This is a genomic window from Taibaiella helva (assembly GCF_003545695.1).
Lineage (GTDB): Bacteria > Bacteroidota > Bacteroidia > Chitinophagales > Chitinophagaceae > Taibaiella > Taibaiella helva.
In genome coordinates, this window is record NZ_QUZZ01000001.1 from 338,150 (window position 1) to 359,445 (window position 21,296).

General features: G+C 51.2%; 23 protein-coding genes. 18 read left to right on the plus strand and 5 right to left on the minus strand.

Annotation, left to right across the window (positions count from 1 at the left end):
• Window positions 1-575: 575 nt before the first annotated feature.
• Both DZC79_RS01445 and DZC79_RS01450 read right to left on the minus strand, forming a co-directional pair.
• Window positions 576-3,527, minus strand: a complete 2,952-nt coding sequence (locus DZC79_RS01445) for a sensor histidine kinase (RefSeq protein ID WP_118949762.1) — start codon at window positions 3,525-3,527, stop codon at window positions 576-578.
• A gap of 74 nt (window positions 3,528-3,601) precedes the next feature.
• Entirely contained in the window at window positions 3,602-4,210 is a 609-nt protein-coding gene (locus tag DZC79_RS01450) for a fumarylacetoacetate hydrolase family protein (RefSeq protein WP_118949763.1), read from the minus strand.
• 87 nt (window positions 4,211-4,297) lie between these two features.
• Between DZC79_RS01450 and DZC79_RS01455 the strand changes: the two genes are divergently transcribed.
• Window positions 4,298-4,672 (plus strand): acyl-CoA thioesterase, encoded by a 375-nt coding sequence (locus tag DZC79_RS01455; protein ID WP_198666724.1) that lies wholly within the window; start codon window positions 4,298-4,300, stop codon window positions 4,670-4,672.
• 121 nt (window positions 4,673-4,793) lie between these two features.
• Window positions 4,794-6,047: an aminotransferase class I/II-fold pyridoxal phosphate-dependent enzyme gene (locus tag DZC79_RS01460; protein WP_118949765.1), complete on the plus strand. Its 1,254-nt coding sequence runs from the start codon at window positions 4,794-4,796 to the stop codon at window positions 6,045-6,047.
• Between the two features lie 74 nt (window positions 6,048-6,121).
• On the opposite strand, the gene gldC is transcribed toward DZC79_RS01460, so the two are convergent.
• Entirely contained in the window at window positions 6,122-6,469 is a 348-nt protein-coding gene (gldC, locus tag DZC79_RS01465) for a gliding motility protein GldC (RefSeq protein WP_118950004.1), read from the minus strand.
• A 77-nt stretch (window positions 6,470-6,546) separates the two neighbouring features.
• Entirely contained in the window at window positions 6,547-7,350 is an 804-nt protein-coding gene (locus DZC79_RS01470) for a hypothetical protein (protein WP_157976845.1), read from the minus strand.
• Window positions 7,351-7,437: 87 nt separating this feature from the next.
• On the opposite strand from DZC79_RS01470, the gene DZC79_RS01475 reads away from it, so the two are divergent.
• The gene (locus DZC79_RS01475; protein ID WP_118949767.1) at window positions 7,438-7,773 is read left to right on the plus strand and encodes a DMT family transporter; all 336 of its coding nucleotides are present in this window, start codon (window positions 7,438-7,440) and stop codon (window positions 7,771-7,773) included.
• Here DZC79_RS01475 and lptB read toward each other — a convergent pair.
• Entirely contained in the window at window positions 7,727-8,536 is an 810-nt protein-coding gene (lptB, locus tag DZC79_RS01480; protein ID WP_118949768.1) for an LPS export ABC transporter ATP-binding protein, read from the minus strand. The two genes, DZC79_RS01475 and lptB, sit on opposite strands and share 47 nt — an antisense overlap.
• 197 nt (window positions 8,537-8,733) lie before the next feature.
• On the opposite strand from lptB, the gene DZC79_RS01485 reads away from it, so the two are divergent.
• From DZC79_RS01485 to nuoH, 15 genes are all read left to right on the plus strand, one after another.
• A complete protein-coding gene (locus DZC79_RS01485) occupies window positions 8,734-10,803 on the plus strand; it encodes a dipeptidyl-peptidase 3 family protein (protein WP_198666725.1) in 2,070 nt (689 codons plus the stop codon).
• 154 nt (window positions 10,804-10,957) lie between these two features.
• Window positions 10,958-11,353: an NADH-quinone oxidoreductase subunit A gene (locus DZC79_RS01490; RefSeq protein ID WP_118949770.1), complete on the plus strand. Its 396-nt coding sequence runs from the start codon at window positions 10,958-10,960 to the stop codon at window positions 11,351-11,353.
• 149 nt (window positions 11,354-11,502) lie between these two features.
• A complete protein-coding gene (locus DZC79_RS01495) occupies window positions 11,503-12,072 on the plus strand; it encodes an NADH-quinone oxidoreductase subunit B (protein ID WP_118949771.1) in 570 nt (189 codons plus the stop codon).
• A 31-nt stretch (window positions 12,073-12,103) separates the two neighbouring features.
• Window positions 12,104-12,601 (plus strand): NADH-quinone oxidoreductase subunit C, encoded by a 498-nt coding sequence (locus DZC79_RS01500; protein ID WP_118949772.1) that lies wholly within the window; start codon window positions 12,104-12,106, stop codon window positions 12,599-12,601.
• Between the two features lie 46 nt (window positions 12,602-12,647).
• On the plus strand, window positions 12,648-13,862 hold the full coding sequence (locus DZC79_RS01505; protein WP_118949773.1) for an NADH-quinone oxidoreductase subunit D: 1,215 nt from the start codon (window positions 12,648-12,650) through the stop codon (window positions 13,860-13,862).
• A 16-nt stretch (window positions 13,863-13,878) separates the two neighbouring features.
• The gene (locus DZC79_RS01510) at window positions 13,879-14,100 is read left to right on the plus strand and encodes a hypothetical protein (RefSeq protein WP_157976846.1); all 222 of its coding nucleotides are present in this window, start codon (window positions 13,879-13,881) and stop codon (window positions 14,098-14,100) included.
• 147 nt (window positions 14,101-14,247) lie between these two features.
• Complete coding sequence (locus DZC79_RS01515; protein ID WP_118949775.1) at window positions 14,248-14,553, plus strand: hypothetical protein; 306 nt, start codon at window positions 14,248-14,250, stop codon at window positions 14,551-14,553.
• Window positions 14,550-15,047, plus strand: a complete 498-nt coding sequence (locus tag DZC79_RS01520; protein WP_118949776.1) for an NADH-quinone oxidoreductase subunit NuoE family protein — start codon at window positions 14,550-14,552, stop codon at window positions 15,045-15,047. Before DZC79_RS01515 ends, DZC79_RS01520 begins: the two co-directional genes overlap by 4 nt.
• A gap of 5 nt (window positions 15,048-15,052) precedes the next feature.
• Window positions 15,053-15,760, plus strand: a complete 708-nt coding sequence (locus DZC79_RS01525) for a DNA alkylation repair protein (protein WP_118949777.1) — start codon at window positions 15,053-15,055, stop codon at window positions 15,758-15,760.
• Window positions 15,761-15,809: 49 nt separating this feature from the next.
• A complete protein-coding gene (locus DZC79_RS01530; RefSeq protein WP_118950005.1) occupies window positions 15,810-16,232 on the plus strand; it encodes a VOC family protein in 423 nt (140 codons plus the stop codon).
• Complete coding sequence (locus tag DZC79_RS01535; protein WP_118949778.1) at window positions 16,232-17,074, plus strand: SecDF P1 head subdomain-containing protein; 843 nt, start codon at window positions 16,232-16,234, stop codon at window positions 17,072-17,074. The genes DZC79_RS01530 and DZC79_RS01535 overlap by 1 nt, the downstream gene beginning before the upstream one ends.
• Window positions 17,075-17,150: 76 nt before the next feature.
• A complete protein-coding gene (gene nuoF / locus DZC79_RS01540) occupies window positions 17,151-18,497 on the plus strand; it encodes an NADH-quinone oxidoreductase subunit NuoF (protein ID WP_118949779.1) in 1,347 nt (448 codons plus the stop codon).
• Between the two features lie 61 nt (window positions 18,498-18,558).
• Window positions 18,559-18,984, plus strand: coding sequence for a GxxExxY protein (locus DZC79_RS01545; protein ID WP_232831731.1), 426 nt, complete (start codon window positions 18,559-18,561; stop codon window positions 18,982-18,984).
• Between the two features lie 57 nt (window positions 18,985-19,041).
• Complete coding sequence (locus DZC79_RS01550; RefSeq protein ID WP_198666726.1) at window positions 19,042-20,145, plus strand: 2Fe-2S iron-sulfur cluster-binding protein; 1,104 nt, start codon at window positions 19,042-19,044, stop codon at window positions 20,143-20,145.
• A 44-nt stretch (window positions 20,146-20,189) separates the two neighbouring features.
• A complete protein-coding gene (nuoH, locus tag DZC79_RS01555) occupies window positions 20,190-21,272 on the plus strand; it encodes an NADH-quinone oxidoreductase subunit NuoH (RefSeq protein ID WP_198666727.1) in 1,083 nt (360 codons plus the stop codon).
• The last annotated feature ends 24 nt before the right edge of the window (window positions 21,273-21,296 follow it).

Sequence of the window (21,296 nt, forward strand, 5' to 3'; positions counted from 1 at the left end):
TATGGCCTTTCCACTGGTGAACAATTGAGGCAAGCGTAAAAGTTGGAGGATATAATATAGGTATGTCCTGATGAAAATCCGGGGCATCGGTCCAGCGCCCAGCGGATGGGACACTTCAGTACCTATGGGTGAGCTTGCCCCGTACCCGGCACGGCCAAGCCGGTCGGGACGTGCAACGGCCTGAACGGCGGCGAGATGCAGATTCTGCTTAGCAATCCTGGTTTTGCTCCTACGGAGCAATTTATATTTGTTCCTATTGGCGCTACAAACGTTCGGCTCCTACAGAGCCCTGTAACGCGGTTAGCTATACGATTATCTGCAGCCCTTCATTGTCCTATAAGATCGGGAAGGACTGAGTATAAGCTGTGCTGTGCTATCTTGTCCTTTCGTAATGATTGAAGTGCTCATAATCTCATTCCGTACATCTCTTGGATCATTTTTTACATGAGACCGATTACCAGGAATGCTCAAAGGGATAAGTTTCAATCCGGACCACCAGGAATGCGGGATTTTTAAAAGAATGGCTCCCCGAAGTAGTTGTCTATATATAGCAAGAAATCACTGCCTGTTTAAGGTCAGGTAGCGACCGGGAGAGACAAGGTGAGCATTGTGCCGGCGCCCGGCTGTGACGACAGTTCAAATTGTGCGCTGATGCGCTTTGCCCGGTTGGCCATATTGCTCATCCCGTTGCCACTACCGATTTTTGTGCTGTCGTAGCCGGCGCCATTGTCTTTCAACATGAGGACAATGGCCAAAGGTTGTTCTTTTACAGTAAGTGTGATCTGGCTGGCCTGGGCATGCTTTACGGTATTGTTGATAGCTTCCTTGAAGATCATGATCAGATTGCGGCTGTAATCGATCGGCATTTTGATATGGAGCGACAGGCCCGGGTCTTGTTCATATACAAAGCGAATGCCGGTGTCCTGCAGCAATTCCGCGCTGTTCTGCCGGATACGGAAAATGATCTCATCCAGGTAATCGCTGTCAGGCTGCAGGGACCAGATAATATCCTTGGAGCCGTTGTACAGCGAGCTTACGTTTTCCCTGATCTGCTCCAGGATACCTTTGAGCTCATAAGGCGGCTGCTGCAGCTTGTTCTCTGCAATGGTGGCCAGCAAGTTGATACGGGTCAGCTTGTTGCCGATCTCATCATGAAAATCTTCTGCCGTTTTCTGCCGTACCGCTGCCTGCTCTTTTTCCCTTAAGCGCTCTTCCCACTGGCGTCGCAGTTCTTTTTGCCGGTTGCGGAAATAGACGCCGCCCATAAACAGGCCGATCAGCAGAAAGCCCAGCCCGAACCGGAAATACCAGGTGGTATAATAGGGCGCCTTGATCTCGAAGGGATAGGTCATCGCATTGGGATACCAATGGCCCTCTGCATCAGAAGCCCATACTTTGAAAAGATATTCGCCCGGCGGCAGGTTGGGATACACGACCGTCGTCTGATCCGTTTCGGTAAAGCCTTTGTCGATGCCCACCAGCTGATACCGGTAGCGTATCTTTTCCGGATTGGAGAGGCAAATGCCTTTAAAGCTAAATGTAATATGGTTTTGCCCTGGCGGCAATACGGGGTGCCAGGGCAGGTTGGTAAAGGGGATCAGGCTGTCGCTGTACAGCCGCGGTGGCAAGTCTTTGGAAAACAGCTTTACTGATTGCAATATCATGCGTGGAGGCAGCAGCGGTGTAACCGGGATATAGGGATTGTAGCGGAACACGCCTTTCGTGGTGCCGAACCATAAATAGCCCTTCCGGTCTTCAAAAGAAGCATTGGCATTGCTCTCAACACCAAGCAAGCCGTCGGAACGGCCAAAGCTGCGTATATGCCGGCCCTTATCCGTAAAGGTGATCTTGTCGATACCGCAGCCGGTGCCCACCCATATGCTCCCGTTACGATCGCGCAGCAAGCTGTAGACATAGTTGCAGGTAAGACCCGATTGCTGGTTGATGGCGGTGAAGCGCTTTGTTGTCCTGTTCCATACCAATACACCCTTATCGTCGGTGCCCACGTAGACATTACGGCTGTCTACCGCAAAGCAAAGCGTGGTGGAGCCGGGAACAAAAGGTTTTTCCTCGAGCCGGCCGAGATCGGTGCGATAGATAAAAGCCCCTTTCAGCGTACCGATCAGCAAGGAGTCTTTATTGATGGTGCCCAGCGCAATAACACCGCGAACGGCAGTATCGGCGACTATGCCCTGGCCGTCGATATGGAACAGCCGGCCGCGGGCCGCAATCCATATTGTTCCGTTTGCCAGCAAAAGGTGATTGATCGGGGAAATATTCCTGTCCAGGGAAGCCTCGAAACGGCGGGGCGCCCGACCCTCATCCAGGTACCAGAGCCCTGCGCGGTCGGTGCCGATCCACAACCGGCCCGAAGAATCAGCGAGCAGGGTATTGATCCCGACGCGGTAGTGCTCCATAGGCACCGTTGCCGGAACATCATCTTTCAGCCGGTAAAGGCCCTGGCTATTGCTAGCCAGGAAGATATCTCCATTGGCGCTCTGGGCTATGCTCATCACGCTGGGGCCCGGCAGTCCCGAGCTGCGATCGTAATAGGTAAAAATGCTGCCCGTGTATCGGTATATGCCCGATCCGTCAGTGCCGATCCAGATATTCCCCTCACGATCTTCGTAAAAATTGCTGACCATATCATCTGTCAGGCCATTCGCGTAGTTGTAATGCTTCCAGTCCTGCTGGCGGCCTACCCATACACCACCATCGTCCAGCGCCAGCCATATATTGCCCTTGCTATCTTCCAGGATATTGCTGAAACCCTTGTTGGGAAACCGGGTTACCCAGTTTGGGGCCTTCAGCCGGCCGTTTTCTACGGTGAACAGACCAATGATGCTGTAGCAATAGAGGGTGCCGCTGTACCGGCCGAAAGACATCTGGGTAATATAAAGCCCCAGGTCGTTACTGGTCATTTCCACCTCCCTGTGCCAGTCTTTACCTTTGAAAATATAGATGCCGTGCAGGTAAGAGGCAGCCCACAGGTTACCCGTCTTGTCCAGCGTGATCGCCGATACCGAATCGATCCGGGTATCGCGGAGAAAAGCAGTATCAGCAAAGTAAAAGAGCTTCTTGTTCCGAGTTAATGCCCAGGTGCGTCCGTAAGCATCAGTTTCCATCTGTGTGATCACATTCTCTTCGGAATTGGCCGCAGCCACATAATAGGTCCGGAAACGCCGGCCATCGAAGCGGGAAATGCCATTGTTGGTACCGATCCATATGTTACCACGGGGATCGTAATTCAGCGTATTCACCAGGCTCTGGGAAAGGCCCGATCCTTTATTGTAGTTGGTAAAATTGGTGCCGTCGAATATGGAGAAGCCCCCCTGTGTGCCGATCAGCAACTCGTTGTTTCGATCCTGGGCAAAAGCGGTAACCTGCGACTGGACCAGCCCGTTCTCTACATTGAAATTAATAAAGTTGTATTTCTGTGCAAAGGCGTTGCAGGCGATAAGCAACAATAGAAAAGACCGGAGGCAGGTGCGGGCAAAAAGAATCAGGTATTGGTCTTTATAATTCATCCGGAGCAATTCAGCATCACAAGTTACAGAAAGAAATCAGATGGCGGCATCACCCTTTCTGAGGGAATTGAAGCTTACCTGACCTCGATCTCAAACATCTTTTCCTGGTTGAGGTAACCTTCCAGCACGTCGTAAGGCAGCACAGGGCCTACGCCTTTGGGTGTACCGGTGAAGATCAGGTCGCCGATCTGAAGGGTAAAGTATTGCGAAATATAGCTGATCAGCTTTTCAAAAGAGAAGATGAGGTCGGAGGTATGTCCTCTTTGTACGGTCTCATGATTGAGCGAAAGGGAAAAGGACGAGCTGTATAGTGTTTCGGGATTTACGGGTATGAACTTGCCTACCACCGCCGAATCGTCGAAAGCCTTGGCCGTTTCCCAGGGAAGTCCCTGCTCCTTCAGCTTGTTCTGCAGGTCGCGCGCCGTAAAATCAATCCCCACTGTCCAGTGATCAAAGTATTGGCGGGCGTATTTCTGTGCAATATGCTTCCCGTTTTTGGAAATGCGAAGCACTACCTCACATTCATAATGCAGGCTGTCGGTAAACTCAGGATAATGAACCGGCAATCCCGGACGGGATAAAGCCGATTTGGGCTTCATAAACAGGATCGGTTCCGTGGGGAGGGAATTGTTCAGCTCTTTCGCATGTTCGGCGTAATTTCGCCCCACACATATTATCTTCATCTTCTGCGTTTTTATCTTCAGCTATTTATGGCACGTGTAAAATTAAATTTTCCTGTCAAAAAACCTATTTTCATCGCTCAAATTCCTTTGCGCATCACCGATATGAACTATGGCAACCACATGGGCAACGACGTGGTGCTGTCGATTATGCATGATGCGCGCATGCAATTCCTGGCTTCGGAGGGTTATACCGAGCTGGAGATCGGCGGCTGCGGGCTCATTATGGCCGATGTCATGATCGCCTACCGTAGCGAAGGACACTACGGCGATCTTTTGTCGGTCGAGCTCTTCACCGACGAGATAAGCTCCCGCTCCTTCGATTTCCTGTACCGGCTCAGCACCCGGCGGGGCGGGCAGAAGGTATTGATCGCTGAGGGAAAAACGGGTATGGTTGGCTACGATTACCAGGAGGCAAAGGTCTGCATGCTCCCCGGAAAATTCATTGCCACATTAAACCGATAGCCTGTGATATTGTCTTAGGCGGTTAGGCAGGGAGAACGTTTATAATTTATTAATTTTGCGCAGGTCCGGCGTTAAAGCCGGGCTCTCTTTTATCGTAATATCAAAAAGCTAATATTTAAATATGGACATTTTTGCCAAATTTGAGAAGGACGGCGGACCTATCGGTCAGTACAAGGAACAAGCGCACGAATACTTTGCCTTTCCCAAGCTGGAAGGAGAGATATCCAACCGGATGATGTTCCGGGGTAAGGAAAAGATCGTATGGAGCCTGAACAACTATCTGGGATTGGCCAACCACCCGGAAGTGCGCAAGGCCGATGCTGAAGCCGCAGCAAAGTGGGGTATGGCTTACCCGATGGGCGCGCGTATGATGAGTGGTAACACAAAATACCACGATCAGCTGGAACAGGAATTCGCAAGCTTTATCGGTAAAGAAGATGTGATGCTGCTCAATTATGGCTACCAGGGTATGGCTTCCGCCATCGATTCCCTGCTGTCCCGCCACGATGTTGTGGTGTACGATGCCGAAAGCCATGCCTGTATTATCGATGGCCTGAGAATGCATATGGGCAAGCGTTTCAAGTTTAACCACAACGACGTGGACGATTGCGCTAAGCAACTGGAGCGGGCTTCCCGGCTGGTCGAAGGCACACCAGGAGGTGTGCTTGTGATTACCGAAGGCGTTTTCGGTATGAACGGCAACCAGGGCCGTATTGCCGAGATCGTTGCCCTGAAAGAAAAATACGAGTTCCGTCTCTTTGTCGACGATGCCCATGGCTTTGGTACTATGGGTAAAACGGGCGCCGGTATTGGTGAAGAGCAGCATTGCACCGATGGCATCGACCTTTATTTCTCCACCTTTGCCAAATCCCTGGCAGGTATCGGCGGCTTTATCGGCGGCAAAAAAGATATTATTTACTACCTGCGCTACAACATGCGTTCCCAGATCTTTGCCAAGTCGCTGCCCATGCCTATGGTCATCGGCGGGCTCAAGCGTATGGAGCTGATCCGTACCCGGCCCGAGCTGAAGGCTAAGCTGTGGGAAAATGTGAACAAGCTGCAGAACGGCCTGAAGGAGCGTGGGTTTAATATCGGCACCACCAACACGCCGGTAACCCCTGTGTATATGGAAAGCGGCGTAACCGATGCAACGCAGTTGGTAGTCGACCTGCGCGAAAACTACCACATATTCTGTTCTATGGTCATGTACCCGGTAATCCCCAAAGGCCACCTGATCCTGCGCCTGATCCCTACTGCCGTGCATACTGATGAAGATATCCGCGAAACCCTCGATGCCTTCTCTGCCGTAAGGGAAAAGCTGGAGAAGCAGCTGTATCCTAAAGAGATTCCCCAGGTAAGCGCCGCATTGGCCTGATGCCTGGTAATATATTGCCATCAAAAGAGCCGTTCAGCAATGAACGGCTCTTTTACTATGATATCTCAGCACAATTACTGCTGCTCTTCGTCTATCAGCTTTTTATCCGCCCTGGCTTTAAAGTCGCGGGCAAAAGCTTTTAGCTCTTCCGACAGTTCGGCATTGCGTGTGGCGCGGGTGTATGTGTCCGCCATTGTCATCAGCGTCTGGAAAAAGAAATCGTTCATTTCATCCACCATCATTTTTTTGGTCCACAAGTCAATGCGGAGCGCAGTCTTTTCCTGTCCGTCCCAGAGAGAAAGCAGTACCCCTTTGGCAGGCCGGGGATCTTCGCTGTTGCTGCCGGTTGCGCTCCAGTCGATATGCTCGGGCATCTTTTCCTGGTCCAGGTGTACATTGATATTGATGGCATGTTTGTTCATGATCTGAAAAAAATTGAGCCGCAAAGTTGAGAAAATTATTCCTAAAGCCCGGCAGTAAAAATCAATAGGCCGATCGGCTACTCCTGCGGCAGCCGGTACAGCTCCAGCCGGTCGGTAAACAGGAGGTAGAGCCTGCCGCGCTCAATGCGGGCGTCGATGAAGTCGGCTTGTGGCGGCAGGGGTATGGTTTTCAGGCTCAGGGTCCGCAGATCATAGGCCCGCAGGCTGTCGGCATCCTTATATACCAGCTGTGTGCCAAAGGCCTGCAGCTGCCGCACACCCTTTATCTCGAGCATATTGAGGTAGCTGGCGAAGCGGTCGAAAGTATAGATCCCTTTCGAGGAGTCGCAGAGGAATACCCGCGAATCGCGCTCCAGCAAAGCCGTAGGGCGGGGAACCTCGGCCAGCTCCTGGCGCATATCGTTGCTGGTATTGGTCACGCTCAGCTGGTCGTCGATCTTTTTGAGGCGGGCATTCACAAAGTCGTACACCCAAATGCGGCCGTCGGCCGACATACCTACGGCTGGCGCGTTGAAAATGCTGAGCTTTTTAAGGTCCAGCTCATTTTTTACCGACAGCATTTTGTCGAGCAGCACTACCTTGGAAAAATTGGGATAGTAAAGCAGTATCCTCAGCGGGTTGGTCGCATCTACCCATAGAAGGTCGCCGTTCTGTATGCTGCGAAAATTGCCGGTGCTGTCGCCATCCGGGCTGTAACGGATCAGGCCGTTGTCCTGGCGAACCAGATAGACATTACCCAGCTCGTCGGTAGCGATCAGCCGTGCATGGTCCGAAGGGATGGAACGGATCAGCTCCTGCGCAGGGGCAGCAGCCGGAGCCAGGAGGAGCAGCAGACAGATGGATTGCAGGTAAGTGCGCACAGATATAATTTTATCAATTTCAAAAATACCAAATTCTCCGGTGCCTGGGGAATAAGCTACCTTTGTCCCGCTCAAAAAAGAAAAGCTATGAACTGGATCATTCTGATTATCGCGGGATTATTCGAGGTAGGCTTTACCACCTGTCTTGGGAAAGCCAATCAAAGCAACGGCTCAGCCTTCGCCCTCTGGCTCACCGGTTTTTTCGTCTCTCTTACTTTGAGCATGTATCTCCTCTACAAGGCTACTTCCGGGCCGGGAGCGCTGCCGCTGGGTTCGGGCTATGCCGTATGGACCGGTATCGGCGCCGTAGGCACTGTGCTGATGGGGATTTTCTTCTTTAAAGAGCCGGTAACCTTCTGGCGTATCTTCTTTATTTTTACTTTGATTGGTTCGGTGATTGGCCTGAAGGTAGTGTCTCATTGATTTTTTCCAGGGCCTCTTCATGTAGCCAGTCTTTGCGTTTCAGCACGAAATCGCGGCCCAGGTAGAGCGTTTTCACCTGCTCATCGGTCGCGAGCTCTTCGGCTGTACCGGCTTTCAGCAGCTTTCCTTCAAACATAAGGTAAGCGCGATCGGTGATGGATAAAGTCTCGGTCACGTTGTGATCGGTGATGAGGATACCAATGTCTTTATACTTAAGCCGGGCCACAATGCCCTGGATATCCTCTACGGCAATAGGATCGATGCCGGCAAAAGGCTCATCAAGCAAAATGAATTTGGGGTTTACGGCCAGGGCGCGCGCAATCTCGGTTCTGCGGCGCTCGCCACCGCTGAGCACATCGCCGGGGCTTTTGCGCACATGGCCCAGCCGGAACTCGGCAAGCAAGCTTTCCAGCTTGTCTTTTTGCTCTTTACGGGTAAGCTTTGTCATCTGTAATACCGCGGTAATATTGTCTTCCACAGAAAGCTTACGAAATACCGAAGCCTCCTGCGGCAGGTAGCCGATGCCCATTTGTGCCCGCTTGTACATAGGGAGCTTGGTAATGTTGACATCGTTGAGGAATACTTCACCCTCATCGGGCTTCACCAGGCCCACCACCATGTAGAAGGATGTCGTCTTGCCCGCGCCATTGGGGCCCAGCAATCCCACGATCTCTCCCTGGGAAACTTCGATGGTACTTTTGTTGACCACGGTACGGCCCCGGTAGCGTTTGATGAGGTCTACGGTATGAATTCTTTCTTTCAAAATGCTAATAATGCCTGCGGCTTTTGTCTTTCCTGCAAAAATAATAGGTTTAACGAAGGGCGGCTAACTTTTATTACGCCAGAGTAAGGGGAGGGGCAAGAAAACAAATTCTCCCGCTGGTCTTATCGCTTTTTCCTACTTTTAAGCCCTGTTTTGAAAAATTGACAAGCCATATTATGAAAAAAACGCAACTAGGAATGATGTTACTTTCCGGAATACTCCTGTTTTCGGCCTGTGGCGAAAATAAAGGCGGTGAAGCGGGCGGCAGCGAACAAAAGAAGGAAGCTGCAGGCTACGATCCCAACTTCAAGGTAAATGCAGAGGCCTTTGCCGATCTGCAATTGCTGCGCTACCAGGTGCCTGGCTTCAACGAGCTGTCGCTGCAGCAAAAGACGCTGGCCTACTACCTGTACGAGGCAGCGCTGGCTGGCCGGGATATCTATTACGACCAGGCAGGTAAGTATGGGCTTACCCTGCGTAAAACCATAGAGGCCGTTTATGGCACCTATAAAGGCGACAAGAGCAGTGAAGACTGGAAGAAGTTCCAGGAATACGCCGGCCGCGTTTGGTTCAGCACGGGTAACCACCATCACTATTCCAAAGACAAATTCGTTCCGGAGTGCTCGTTTGAATACTTCTCTGAACTGGTGAAGAACAGCGACCAGAGCAAGCTGCCGCTGGACCAGGACGAAACGGTAGATGCCTTTCTTACCCGTATGAAGCCTGTGATCTTCGATATGAAATTTGCGCCGAAGATGGTCGACCTCAGGGCGGGTATTGACAACGTGGTGAACTCTTCCGTGAACTTTTACGAAGGCGTAACCCAGAAAGAGGTCGAAGCATTCTACGGCGACGCTGCTAAATTCCCGCATAGCGACCGCGAGCCGGAGTGGGGCCTCAACAGCAAGCTGATGAAAGAAAATGGCCAGATCGTAGAAAAGACATGGAAGGTGGGCGGCATGTACGACGCGTCGCTGCAGAAAGTGGTTTACTGGCTGGAAAAAGCCGTGGGCGTAGCGGAGAATGAGCAGCAAAAGAAAGCCCTTTCCTTGCTGGTGGAATATTATAAGACCGGCGACCTGCATAAATGGGATGAATACAACATCGCCTGGGTGGCCGACACTGCCAGCCGTATCGATGCGAGCCTGGGATTTATCGAAGTGTATAACGATCCCATCGGTAAAAAGGGAAGCTTCGAAAGCGTAGTATCCCTGAAGGATATGGAAACGACCAAGAAGATCGCCGCTATTGCCAAAGAAGCCCAATGGTTTGAAGACAATTCGCCCCTGATGCCGGAGCATAAGAAAAAGCAGGTAAAAGGTATCTCGGCAAAAGCCATTACCGTGATCGTAGAGTCGGGCGATGCTGCGCCCAGTACCCCTATCGGCATCAACCTGCCTAACTCCGACTGGTTAAGGAAAGAGCATGGCTCCAAATCGGTATCGCTCAGCAATATCGTGCATGCCTACAATGAATCCAGCGCCGGCAGTGGTATGCTGGACGAATTCGTAGCCGATCCGGCTAAGCTGAAACGTATGAAGGAGCTCGGCAACCTGGCCAGCGATCTGCATACCGATATGCACGAGTGTATCGGTCACGCTTCGGGCCAGATCAATCCTGGTGTACGTACGCCCGACAAGACGCTGAAGAACTACGCTTCCTGCCTGGAAGAAGCCCGTGCCGATCTTGTAGGCCTGTATTATATTATGGACCCCAAACTGGTAGAGATCGGTGTAATGCCTTCGCTGGAAGTAGGCAAAGCCGGTTATGACAACTATATGATGAATGGCCTGATGACCCAGCTGACCCGCATCAAGCTTGGCGACAAGATCGAGGAAGCGCATATGCGCAACCGCGCCCTTAACGCCTATTGGGTATACGAAAAAGGGAAAAAGGACAATGTCGTTGCGTTCATTAAGAAGGATGGCAAGACCTATGTGCAGATCAACGATTATGAGAAGCTGCGCGTGCTTTTCGGCGAGCTGTTGAAGGAGATCCAGCGCATCAAGTCCGAAGGCGACTTCAACGCTGGTAAAGCGCTGGTGGAAACCTATGGTGTAAAAGTAAACCCCGAGCTGCATAAAGAAGTGCTGGACCGTTACAATAAGCTGAACCTGAAACCTTACAAAGGATTTATCCAGCCTCGCCTGGTGCCGAAGATGGAAGGAGATAAGATTGTAGATGTAACGGTAGAATACCCTGCTTCTTTCTACGAGCAGATGATGGAATATGCGAAAAACTACTCCCTGCTGCCTGTTAAGAACTAGATAAATAAAACAGTTTTTTATGATGTAAGCCCCGGGTAAATACCTGGGGCTTTCTCCTTTCCTGCAGGGTTATTTTATTGTCATAAGTTTGTAAATTCCTGCAAGTTGCCCTACTTTTGTATGTTGGTACAGTTCATTTCAACCGATTGCATTTATGAGTACACTTTTCCTGGCAGCTGAAGCGACTAAAAGCGCAAGCAGTTTTATGCCTGTGGCGGTACAGTTGCTGATCGCCATTGGTTTTGTTGCGATTATGATGATCGCTTCGCACCTCTTGGGGCCCAAGCGCCGCACCAGCGACAAGCTGATCAACTTTGAAAGCGGTATCCCCTCTATCGGCAATGCCAGGCAGCCCATGGCGGTAAAATACTTCCTGGTCGCTATCTTGTTCGTGCTGTTCGATGTGGAGGTCATCTTCTTCTATCCCTATGCTGTCAATTTCAGGGCCTTGGGAACAGAAGGCTTTTACGCCGTGCTTATGTTCGTTGCGTTCTTCTTCTGCGGCTTCTTCTATATCATCAAGAAGGGTGCATTGAAGTGGGAAGACTAATGAACAATAAAGTCAAAATAGAAAAATCAAAAAGTACCAGCTGTTTTGATGGTACGTTTTGGATGACAAAAAGAAGTCAAAATGAAAAAGAGAGAGAAGGATTGTGCTGTTGGATTTGAATTTTACATTTTGAATTTTAAATTAAAATTATGGGACGTCCGGTTCAATATAACGAGAATAGTAAAGTAATCCTTGCCGATATACCGGAAGGCTATAGCGGGGAAGGGTTTATGGCCACCAAGTTTGACCAGGTGATCGGCCTGGCCAGGGCCAATTCACTCTGGCCTTTACCTTTTGCCACCTCCTGTTGCGGTATCGAATTTATGGCGACTATGGGCGCCAACTACGACCTGGCCCGCTTCGGTTCGGAGCGTATGGGTTTTACGCCCCGCCAGTGCGATATGCTGCTGGTGGCCGGTACCATCGCTAAAAAGATGGCGCCGATCCTGCGCCAGGTATACCTGCAGATGGCCGAGCCCCGCTGGGTGATCGCTATCGGCGCCTGTGCCAGCAGCGGCGGTATATTCGATTCTTACCCTGTGCTGCAGGGTATCGACCAGGTCATTCCCGTAGATGTATATGTACCCGGTTGTCCGCCCCGTCCCGAAGGAATACTGGACGGCGTGCTCAAGCTGCAGGACATCGTCAAGCACGAAAGCCTGCGCCGCCGCCACAGCGAGCAATACAAAGGCCTGCTGAGCGAGTACGGCATTCAATAACTCATTTTCTGATACCGGAGGATACTTCGATATGACCAACGAACAATTAAAAGAACTGCTTTCCGCAAAATTTCCAGAGCTGAGCGAGTGGGATGAATCCTACGGCCTGCTCAGCGTCAGGGTGCCTGCGGCAAAGAACCTGGAGCTCTTACAGTTTTTATACAATGACCCGGCGATGCAATTCCAGTTCCTGACCGACCTGACCGGCATCCATTACCCTGACAGGGCCGGCGAAGAGCTGTGCGTGGTATATCACCTGCACAACCTGGTAGCGAACATCCGCATTCGGGTAAAGGTCTATGTACCGGTAGCCGCTCCCGACGTCTACAGCGCCACTCCGGTATTTTCCGGGGCTAACTGGATGGAAAGGGAAACCTACGATTTCTTCGGCATCAACTTTATCGGGCACCCCAACCTCACCCGCATCCTGAATGTGGATGAAATGGACTACTTCCCTATGCGTAAGGAATACCCGATGGAAGATCCTACCCGTACCGATAAAGACGACGAAATGTTTGGAAGAGGCTAGGCCTTTTTGAAAAATTAATATAAGAATTGTCAACCGCAGCATAGAAATGACGGAACATCATATAAAGCTTGCCGAGGATTCGCTGGAGAAACAGACGACCACGATCAATGTGGGGCCTACGCATCCGGCTACCCACGGCGTGTTTCAGAATATTATGGAGATCGACGGCGAGCGCGTGCTGAGCACCGTGCCCACCATCGGATACATCCACAGGGCATTTGAAAAGATTGCCGAACGCCGTCCGTATTACCAGATCACGCCGCTTACCGATCGCCTCAACTATTGCTCGGCGCCCATCAACAACATCGGCTGGCACCTGACCATCGAAAAGCTGGTGGGCATGGATATTCCCAAGCGGGTGCAGTACCTGAGGGTGATCATTATGGAGCTGGCCCGTATCGCCGACCACCTGGTCTGCAACTCGGTGATCGCGGTAGATACCGGCGCCCTCACTCCCTTTACTTACGTATTTCAGTGGCGCGAGAAGATTTACGAGATCTACGAAGAGATCTGCGGCTCCCGCCTCACCACCAACATCGGCCGTATCGGCGGCTTCGAGCGCAACTTTACCGATATCGCCTGGCAGAAGATCGATGCTTTCGTCGACGGGTTCCCCAAAATGCTGAAGGAGTTCGAGGCCTTGCTCGATCGTAACCGCATCTTCATGGATCGCTGTATCGGTGCTGGTCCTATCAGTGCAGAGCGTGCGCTCAACTACAGCTTTACCGGTCCTAACCTGCGTGCCGCCGGCGTCGATTACGATGTACGCGTACATGCACCTTACTCCTCATACGAAGAATTTGATTTCAATATACCTGTAGGTACTGCAGGCGATGTGTATGATCGCTACCTGGTGCGTAATAAAGAAATGTGGGAGAGCCTCAGCATTGTGAAGCAGGCCCTGGAAAAGTTGAAAGGATTAGATCCTTCTGTTTACCATGCCGATGCACCGGATTTTTACCTGCCCGAAAAAGCGGCGGTATATACCCGCATGGAAGCGCTGATCTATCACTTTAAGATCATTATGGGCGAAACCGATCTGCCGGCAGGCGAGGTTTACCATTCGGTAGAAGGCGCCAACGGGGAGCTGGGTTATTACCTCATCAGCGATGGTGGCCGCAGCCCTTACCGCCTGCACTTCCGCCGTCCCTGCTTTATCTATTACCAGGCCTTCCCCGAGATGGTTTCGGGCGGCCTGCTCAGCGATGCGATCATTGCCCTGAGCTCGCTCAATGTGATCGCGGGAGAGCTGGATGCATAATTAAAGAAATAGTATTATGAAGACCCGGGAAATGGAACATATTGTGCGTACTGGCTCTTTTGCTGAAGCCGAAGAGCAGGAAATTGCATATTATGCCTCGATCAACTGGAAAGAGAGTGTTGCGGTGGCAGAGGAATTGAGAAGAAGCATTTGGAGTGAAGCCTATAGGAACAGGGAACAAGTAGCACATATTGTAAAAAAGGCAGTGTTAACCGACAGGCAGGATGATATTGAATGAGAACTTTACCGAGTTTATCAACTTGCTGAATAAGCACCAGGTCCGTTACGCACTTGTTGGAGGATGGGCTGTGATTTTTGAAGGCTACAGCAGAACCACAGGGGATATTGACTTTCTTGTTGAAGAACAGAGGAAAATGCAGAGCGGATGTTGGCGGTGATCAAAGCTTTTTGGGGGTCGACAATTGGTTTTGATAAAAGCGATTTTCTGAAGGAAGACAATGTGATTATGATGGGACGTCCTCCTTTTAGAATTGATATTCTAACTTCTTTGTCGGGAGTTACCTTTGAAGAAGTTTATAGTAACAGTAGATTATATACGGAAGATGACTTTGAGGTTTATTGTATCCATATCAATGAACTGATCAGAAATAAGAAATCAAGCGGAAGACTTAAAGATCTTGCAGACGCAGAAATGCTTGAAAAAATTCTAAGAAAAAGAAATAGCAAATGAGCATTCAGTTTTCACAGGAAAAACTTGATAAAGTTAAAGAGATCATCGCCCGTTATCCCGAAGGGAAGCAGAAAAGCGCGTTGATCCCTTTGCTGCATTTGGCGCAGGAAGAATTTGGCGGATGGCTGGATGTGCCGGTAATGGATTATGTCGCAAGCCTGCTGCACATTTTGCCGATCGAAGTCTACGAGGTAGCTACCTTCTACACCATGTTCAACATGAAGCCGGTGGGCAAATATGTGCTGGAGGTATGCCGTACGGGTCCCTGTATGCTACGCGGCAGCGACCAGATCATCGATCATATCAAAACTAAGCTGTCGATCAAAGAGGGAGAAACCTCGGCCGACGGCCTGTTTACCCTAAAGCCTGCGGAGTGCCTGGGCGCCTGTGGCTATGCCCCGATGATGCAGCTGGGCAAGCATTTCAGGGAAAATCTGACTGTAGAAAAAGTGGATACTCTGTTGGAAGAGCTTAAAGCCAACGCGAAAAACTGAGTGCTATGACCGTGGATGAAGTAATGTCGCAACTGCAGCAGCTGGGCACCGAACAAACCCGCAAAACCTGGCGCAATCATGGCGCCAAAGGGGAAATATTCGGCGTGAAGATCGGTGACATGAAGGTCATTCAGAAGAAAATAAAGCGTGACCAGGAGCTGGCGTTGGAATTGTATAAGACGGGCAATGCAGATGCGATGTACTTTGCCGGCCTCATCTGCGACCCGAAGCAAATGACCAGAAAGCAATTGCAGGAATGGGCTCAAAAGGCCAACTGGCATATGCTGAGCGAATACACCGTAGCCTGGGCGGCAACAGAAAGCTCCTATGGCCATGAGCTGGCGATGGAATGGATCGATTCGGACAATGATGTGCTGCAGTCGACAGGGTGGAGCACTTATGCAAACCTGCTGGCTTATAAAAAAGATGAAGAGCTTGATCTTCCTGAAATAAAGAAACTCCTGGCGAGAATTGCCAAAACAATTCACAACCAGGGCGAGCGCTCGAAGTATACCATGAACGGATTTGTAATTGCAGCAGGCAGCTATATACAATCTTTAGTGGAAGAGGCAAAGAAAACCGGGAAGGCTATAGGGACAGTGAGTGTGGATATGGGCGGTACTGCGTGCAAGGTGCCGGATGTTGTACCCTACATCGAAAAGATGGAAGCGACGGGTAGGATAGGGAAGAAAAAGAAAACGGTATTTTGCTAAAGAAGAATGCCATTATACTTTGCCTTTTTTAATTTTTTGAATGAATTATATGGAACCGATTACGCCTTATCTCAATTTCAATGGTAACGCTACCGAAGCGCTGGCTTTCTATGCCAAAGCTTTCGATGGTGAGATTGTTTTCCAGCAACCTTATGGCGACAGCCCTATGGCAGGTTCGCCCGATTGGAAAGATAAGATCATGCACGCTACCTTCCAGGCCGGAAGCCTGACGTTGATGGCCAGCGACATACCCGGAGAAGGAGCAGACAAGGTGACGGCCGGTACCAATACCCAGCTGTCGCTCAATTTCAAGCATGAAGAAGATATCGATCGTGTTTTTGCGGCCATGAGCGATGGCGCGCATATTACTATGGCTTTGCAGGATACGTTCTGGGGCGCCAAGTTCGGCATGCTTACCGACAAGTTCGGGATCAGCTGGATGTTCAATTTTGACCGGCCCAAAGAGCAGTAATGAGAGTGGTCGCCGGAAAGATAGGACTGCTTTGTGTGTTTATATTCGTCGGCATAACCGGCCGGGCGCAGGAAAAGCTGCCCACCGGATTGTATAAGAGTGCCGGACTAAGTTCTTTTAAATATATTGATCCCGTTTCCCAGGATACGTTTTATGCAGACCCACAAGCGGTGTGTACCGCGGCGGATTTCAGCGAAATAAAGGCGGACGTTGATCAAGCCAACAGGCCGGTCATTGAAATCACATTGACGGAGAAAGGGAAGGAGAAGTTTGCGCAGGCCACCCGGGAGAACATCGGAAAGAAGATGGCGGTGATCGGCAATGGTAAGCTGCTGGCCGCACCCGTGGTACAGGAAGAGATATCCGGCGGCCGGTTAACAATAATGGGCGGTTTTACGCTGGAAGAAACCCAGGCTTTGGCAGAGCGGATCAGGAAGGATGTACCGGCAACGTCGCCGGGCGCGGATAAGGCAAAGCTAAGTGCAGTCTTGGAGAAGACCTGCCGGCAACTGGATGAAGCGATGTTGCAAAAGGATGCTGCTGCGTTACTGCAGCTGTTGCACGACCAGGTCAGCGTGGGGCATTCCAACGGCCTGGTGGAAAGCAAGGCGGAACTGCTACAGCATTTGCAAAGCAGTTATTTGAAATACAGCAACATTACAGAGACCGGTAGCCCGGAAATGCAATTTGTCGGACAGGTGGCTACAGTGCGGCGAGTGATAAAAGCAAAAGGTTCCTTGCAGAACACAGCATTTGATGTAACACTGCAAGTGCTCGAAGTATGGCTGCTGACGGATGGCAACTGGCAATTGCTGGGCCGGCAAAGCATAAGGAAGCAATAAAGGAAGAAGCCAAGGAAGCTTCTGATCAATAAAAATAGGATGCAATCGGTAATGCGATTGCCTGAAATAAAGAGGTATGAAATTATTACTAGAGAATGCCCATATCGAAGGCATCCGGTATTATGAAGCTTATCGCAAGCACGGCGGCTACCGCAGTGTGGAGAAAGCCCTGAAGATGACGCCGGACGAGATCGTGGAAGAAGTGAAGAAGAGCGGCCTGCGTGGCCGTGGCGGCGCCGGTTTCCCTACCGGCATGAAGTGGAGCTTCCTGGCCAAGCCCGAAGGCGTGCCCCGCCACTTGGTGTGCAATGCCGATGAATCGGAGCCAGGCACCTTCAAAGATCGCTACCTGATGGAGTTCCTGCCCCACCTGCTGATCGAGGGACTGATCGTTTCCTCTTTCGCGCTGGGCTCCAATGCCACCTATATCTACATCCGCGGCGAATATGCCTGGATACCCGATATCCTGGAACAGGCCATAGCCGAAGCGAAGAATAATGGCTGGCTGGGCAAAAATATCCAGAACAGCGGCTTCGACTGCGAGATCTATGTGCAGCGCGGCGGCGGCGCTTATATCTGCGGAGAAGAAACCGCGTTGATCGAATCGCTGGAAGGCAAGCGAGGCAATCCGCGTATCAAGCCGCCCTTCCCGGCCGTACAAGGGCTGTGGATGCGTCCGACCGTGGTGAACAATGTCGAGACCCTGGCCGCTGTAGTACCTATCATCAATATGGGCGGCGAAGAATACGGTAAGCTCGGTGTCGGCCGTTCTACCGGCACTAAGCTGATGTCGGCCTGCGGCAACCTCAACAAGCCCGGCGTGTACGAGATACCTTTCGACCTCACTGTTGAAGAATTTATTTTCAGCGATGAGTACTGCGGCGGTATCCCCAACGGCAAGCGGCTGAAAGCCTGCATTCCCGGCGGTTCTTCCGTACCCATATTGCCGGCCAACCTGCTGCTGAAAGATGCCAAAGGCAATACCCGCCAGATGAACTATGAAAGCCTTGCCGAAGGCGGCTTTGCCACAGGTTCCATGCTCGGCTCCGGTGGCTTTATCGTGCTTGACGAAGACCAGTGCGTGGTGCGCCACACGATGAGCCTCGCCCGCTTCTACAACCATGAGAGCTGCGGACAATGCTCACCCTGCCGCGAAGGTACCGGCTGGATGTACAAAATATTGAAGAGCATCGAATACGGAAAAGGAAGGATGGAAGATATCGACCTGCTCTGGGATATACAGCGCCGCATCGAAGGCAATACCATTTGCCCGCTGGGCGACGCTGCCGCCTGGCCGGTAGCCGCCGCCATCAGGCACTTCAGGGACGAATTCGAATGGCATGTGCTGCATCCCGAAGAAGCACAAACCCGGAACTACGGCTTAGCACACTATGCGGATCCACGCGAGGTAGTAGCGGGATAGAGTTTGTTGCTCGCAGCGGCGCAGCGACACAAGGAAATAAGAAAGCCAATAACACCATTAGATGGAATATGGGATGCACCCTAACCCCAATCTAAAAACAGTTATGGCCATATTTGAGAATGAGATCGCAACAGAAGTATTAGATAGATGTTTTGAAATACACCGGCAATATGGGCCGGGACTTTTGGAAAGTCTTTATGAAGAGATCCTTTGCTATGAATTGTCCAAAAGAGGGGTAGAGTTTACGAGGCAGCAACCTATCGAGGTCATTCATGATCAGGTAAAGATGGGTATCGGTTTTAGAGCGGATGTAATTGTAGAGCAGGCTGTCCTGATAGAATTGAAGAGTATTGCTAAGTTGGAAGAGGCCCATAGCAAGGTTGTGGGAACCTATCTGAAGCTTACCAGATTGAAATTAGGTCTTTTAATAAACTTCAATGAAGCACTGTTAAAAAACGGAATCAAGCGGATTGTTAACGGGCTTTAATGAGATTAATAAAAACGTAGCGACTCAGCGCCGCTGCGAGAAATGAGATAAAGAAAGATGGCTGACAATATTAAAGTAACGATAGACAATATCACGATCGAGGTGCCGATGGGGACCACGATCCTGGAGGCTGCGCGTAAGATCGGCGGCGATGTGGCGCCCCCTACGATGTGCTACTACAGCAAGCTGAAGGGCAGCGGCGGTAAGTGCCGCACTTGCCTGGTAGAGGTGAGCAAGGGCTCGGAAAAGGACCCCAGGCCCATGCCCAAGCTGGTAGCCAGCTGCCGCACCGGTGTGATGGATGGTATGGAGGTGAAGAGCATGACTTCCGAAAAGGTGATCGATGCCCGCAAAGGGGTTACCGAGTTCCTGCTGCTGAATCACCCGCTGGATTGCCCTGTATGCGACCAGGCAGGTGAATGTGATCTGCAAAACCTCGGTTACGATCATGGTAATGCCGGCACCCGCTACGACTACGACCGCCGTGCGTTTGAGCCCGAAGATATCGGTCCTTATATCCAGCTGCACATGAATCGCTGCATCATGTGCTTCCGTTGTGTGTTTACGGCCGACCAGCTTACCGATACCCGCGAGCACGGCATCCTTGACCGCGGCGATCATGCCCGCATCAGCACCTGCATCAGTAAGGCGCTGGACAACGATTTTATCGGTAACGTGATCGATGTATGTCCCGTAGGCGCCCTTACCGATAAGACCTTCCGTTTTAAAAACCGCGTTTGGTTTACCAAGCCTGTAGATGCGCATCGCAACTGCAGCAATCCCAAATGCTGCGGCGAAGTAAGGTTGTGGATGCGCGGCGAAGAAGTGTTCCGTGTTACGGCCCGTAAAGACGAGTGGGGTGAGGTGGCCAATGCCAGCAACGGCGAAACCGGCTGGATCTGTAACGAATGCCGCTTTGAGAAAAAAGAAACGAAAGACTGGGTTATCGAAGGGCCTACAAAGGTAAACCGCCACAGCGTGATCGCTCAGGGCCATTATGCCGGCAAAGTGGGTACTGCGAAACAACCGGTGCTGATCGATAAGGTGATCGGCAAGGCGCCCAAGCTGACCCTGGATATTCATGATGTCAGCGGAGTGAATAAGCCCTCCTATCACTTGGACCAGATCGAAGGGCCGGCTCATTCCGATGATTTTAAATAGTTTTCAACCACAGGTTTTTACAATCTTATTACTTTTGCGCCATCATGCTCTTATTATCAATTGACTGGATATTCATCATTGAGAAAGTGGTCCTCATCCTGGTGATCATACTTTCTTCCTTCGGCGTAGCGGCTTACGCCACCTGGGGCGAACGTAAAGTGGCGGCCATCATGCAGGACCGTATCGGACCGGCACGGGCAGGTATCTTCGGATTGCTGCAGCCCCTGGCCGATGGTGGCAAGCTCTTCTTCAAAGAAGAGATCGTGCCCGACCGCTCTACGCGTACCCTGTTCATACTAGGGCCGGCGCTGTTTATGGTCACGGCGCTCATGACCAGCGCAGTGATCCCCTGGGGACCCGATTTTACCATGACTATCGGCGGCACCGAGCGCAGCGTTTCCCTGCAGGTAGCCGATATCAATATCGGTATCCTTTACATATTCGGTGTAGTGAGCCTTGGCGTGTACGGTATTATGCTGGGCGGCTGGTCGTCCAACAATAAGTTCTCCCTGCTGAGCGCTATCCGCGCGGCTTCACAGTCAATCTCTTATGAGCTGGCTATGGGCCTTAGCCTGATCGCGGTGCTGATGGTGACCCAAACGCTGTCTCTGCGCGAAATCGTGGGTCAGCAGCATGGTTTCTGGAGCGACGGCTATTTTACCTGGAACTTTTTCAAGCAACCCCTGGCCTTTCTTATTTTCCTGGTCTGCTCCTTTGCCGAGCTGAACCGGGCACCCTTCGATATGCCCGAGTGTGAAAGCGAGCTGAACATGGGTTACCACCAGGAATACTCTTCCATGAAGCTGGGGCTCTACCTCTTTGCAGAATACATCAATATGTTCATCAGTTCGGCGGTATTGTCGACGGTTTTCTTTGGCGGCTATAACTTTCCCTGGATGGACCAGGTGCAGGCAGCAGTGCCCGGCGGCCTGTTCTCCATTATCTGTGTCACCGTGCTGATGATCAAAGTAGTTGGCTTTATCCTGTTCTTTATGTTCATCCGCTGGACGCTGCCGCGTTTCCGTTACGACCAGCTGCTGAACCTGGGTTGGAAAGGCCTGATCCCGCTGGCCCTGATCAACCTGGTCATTACCGGTGGCGTGATCTTATTCTTTTTTAATAAATAGTTTCAAAAACAGATTCCCCCGGGG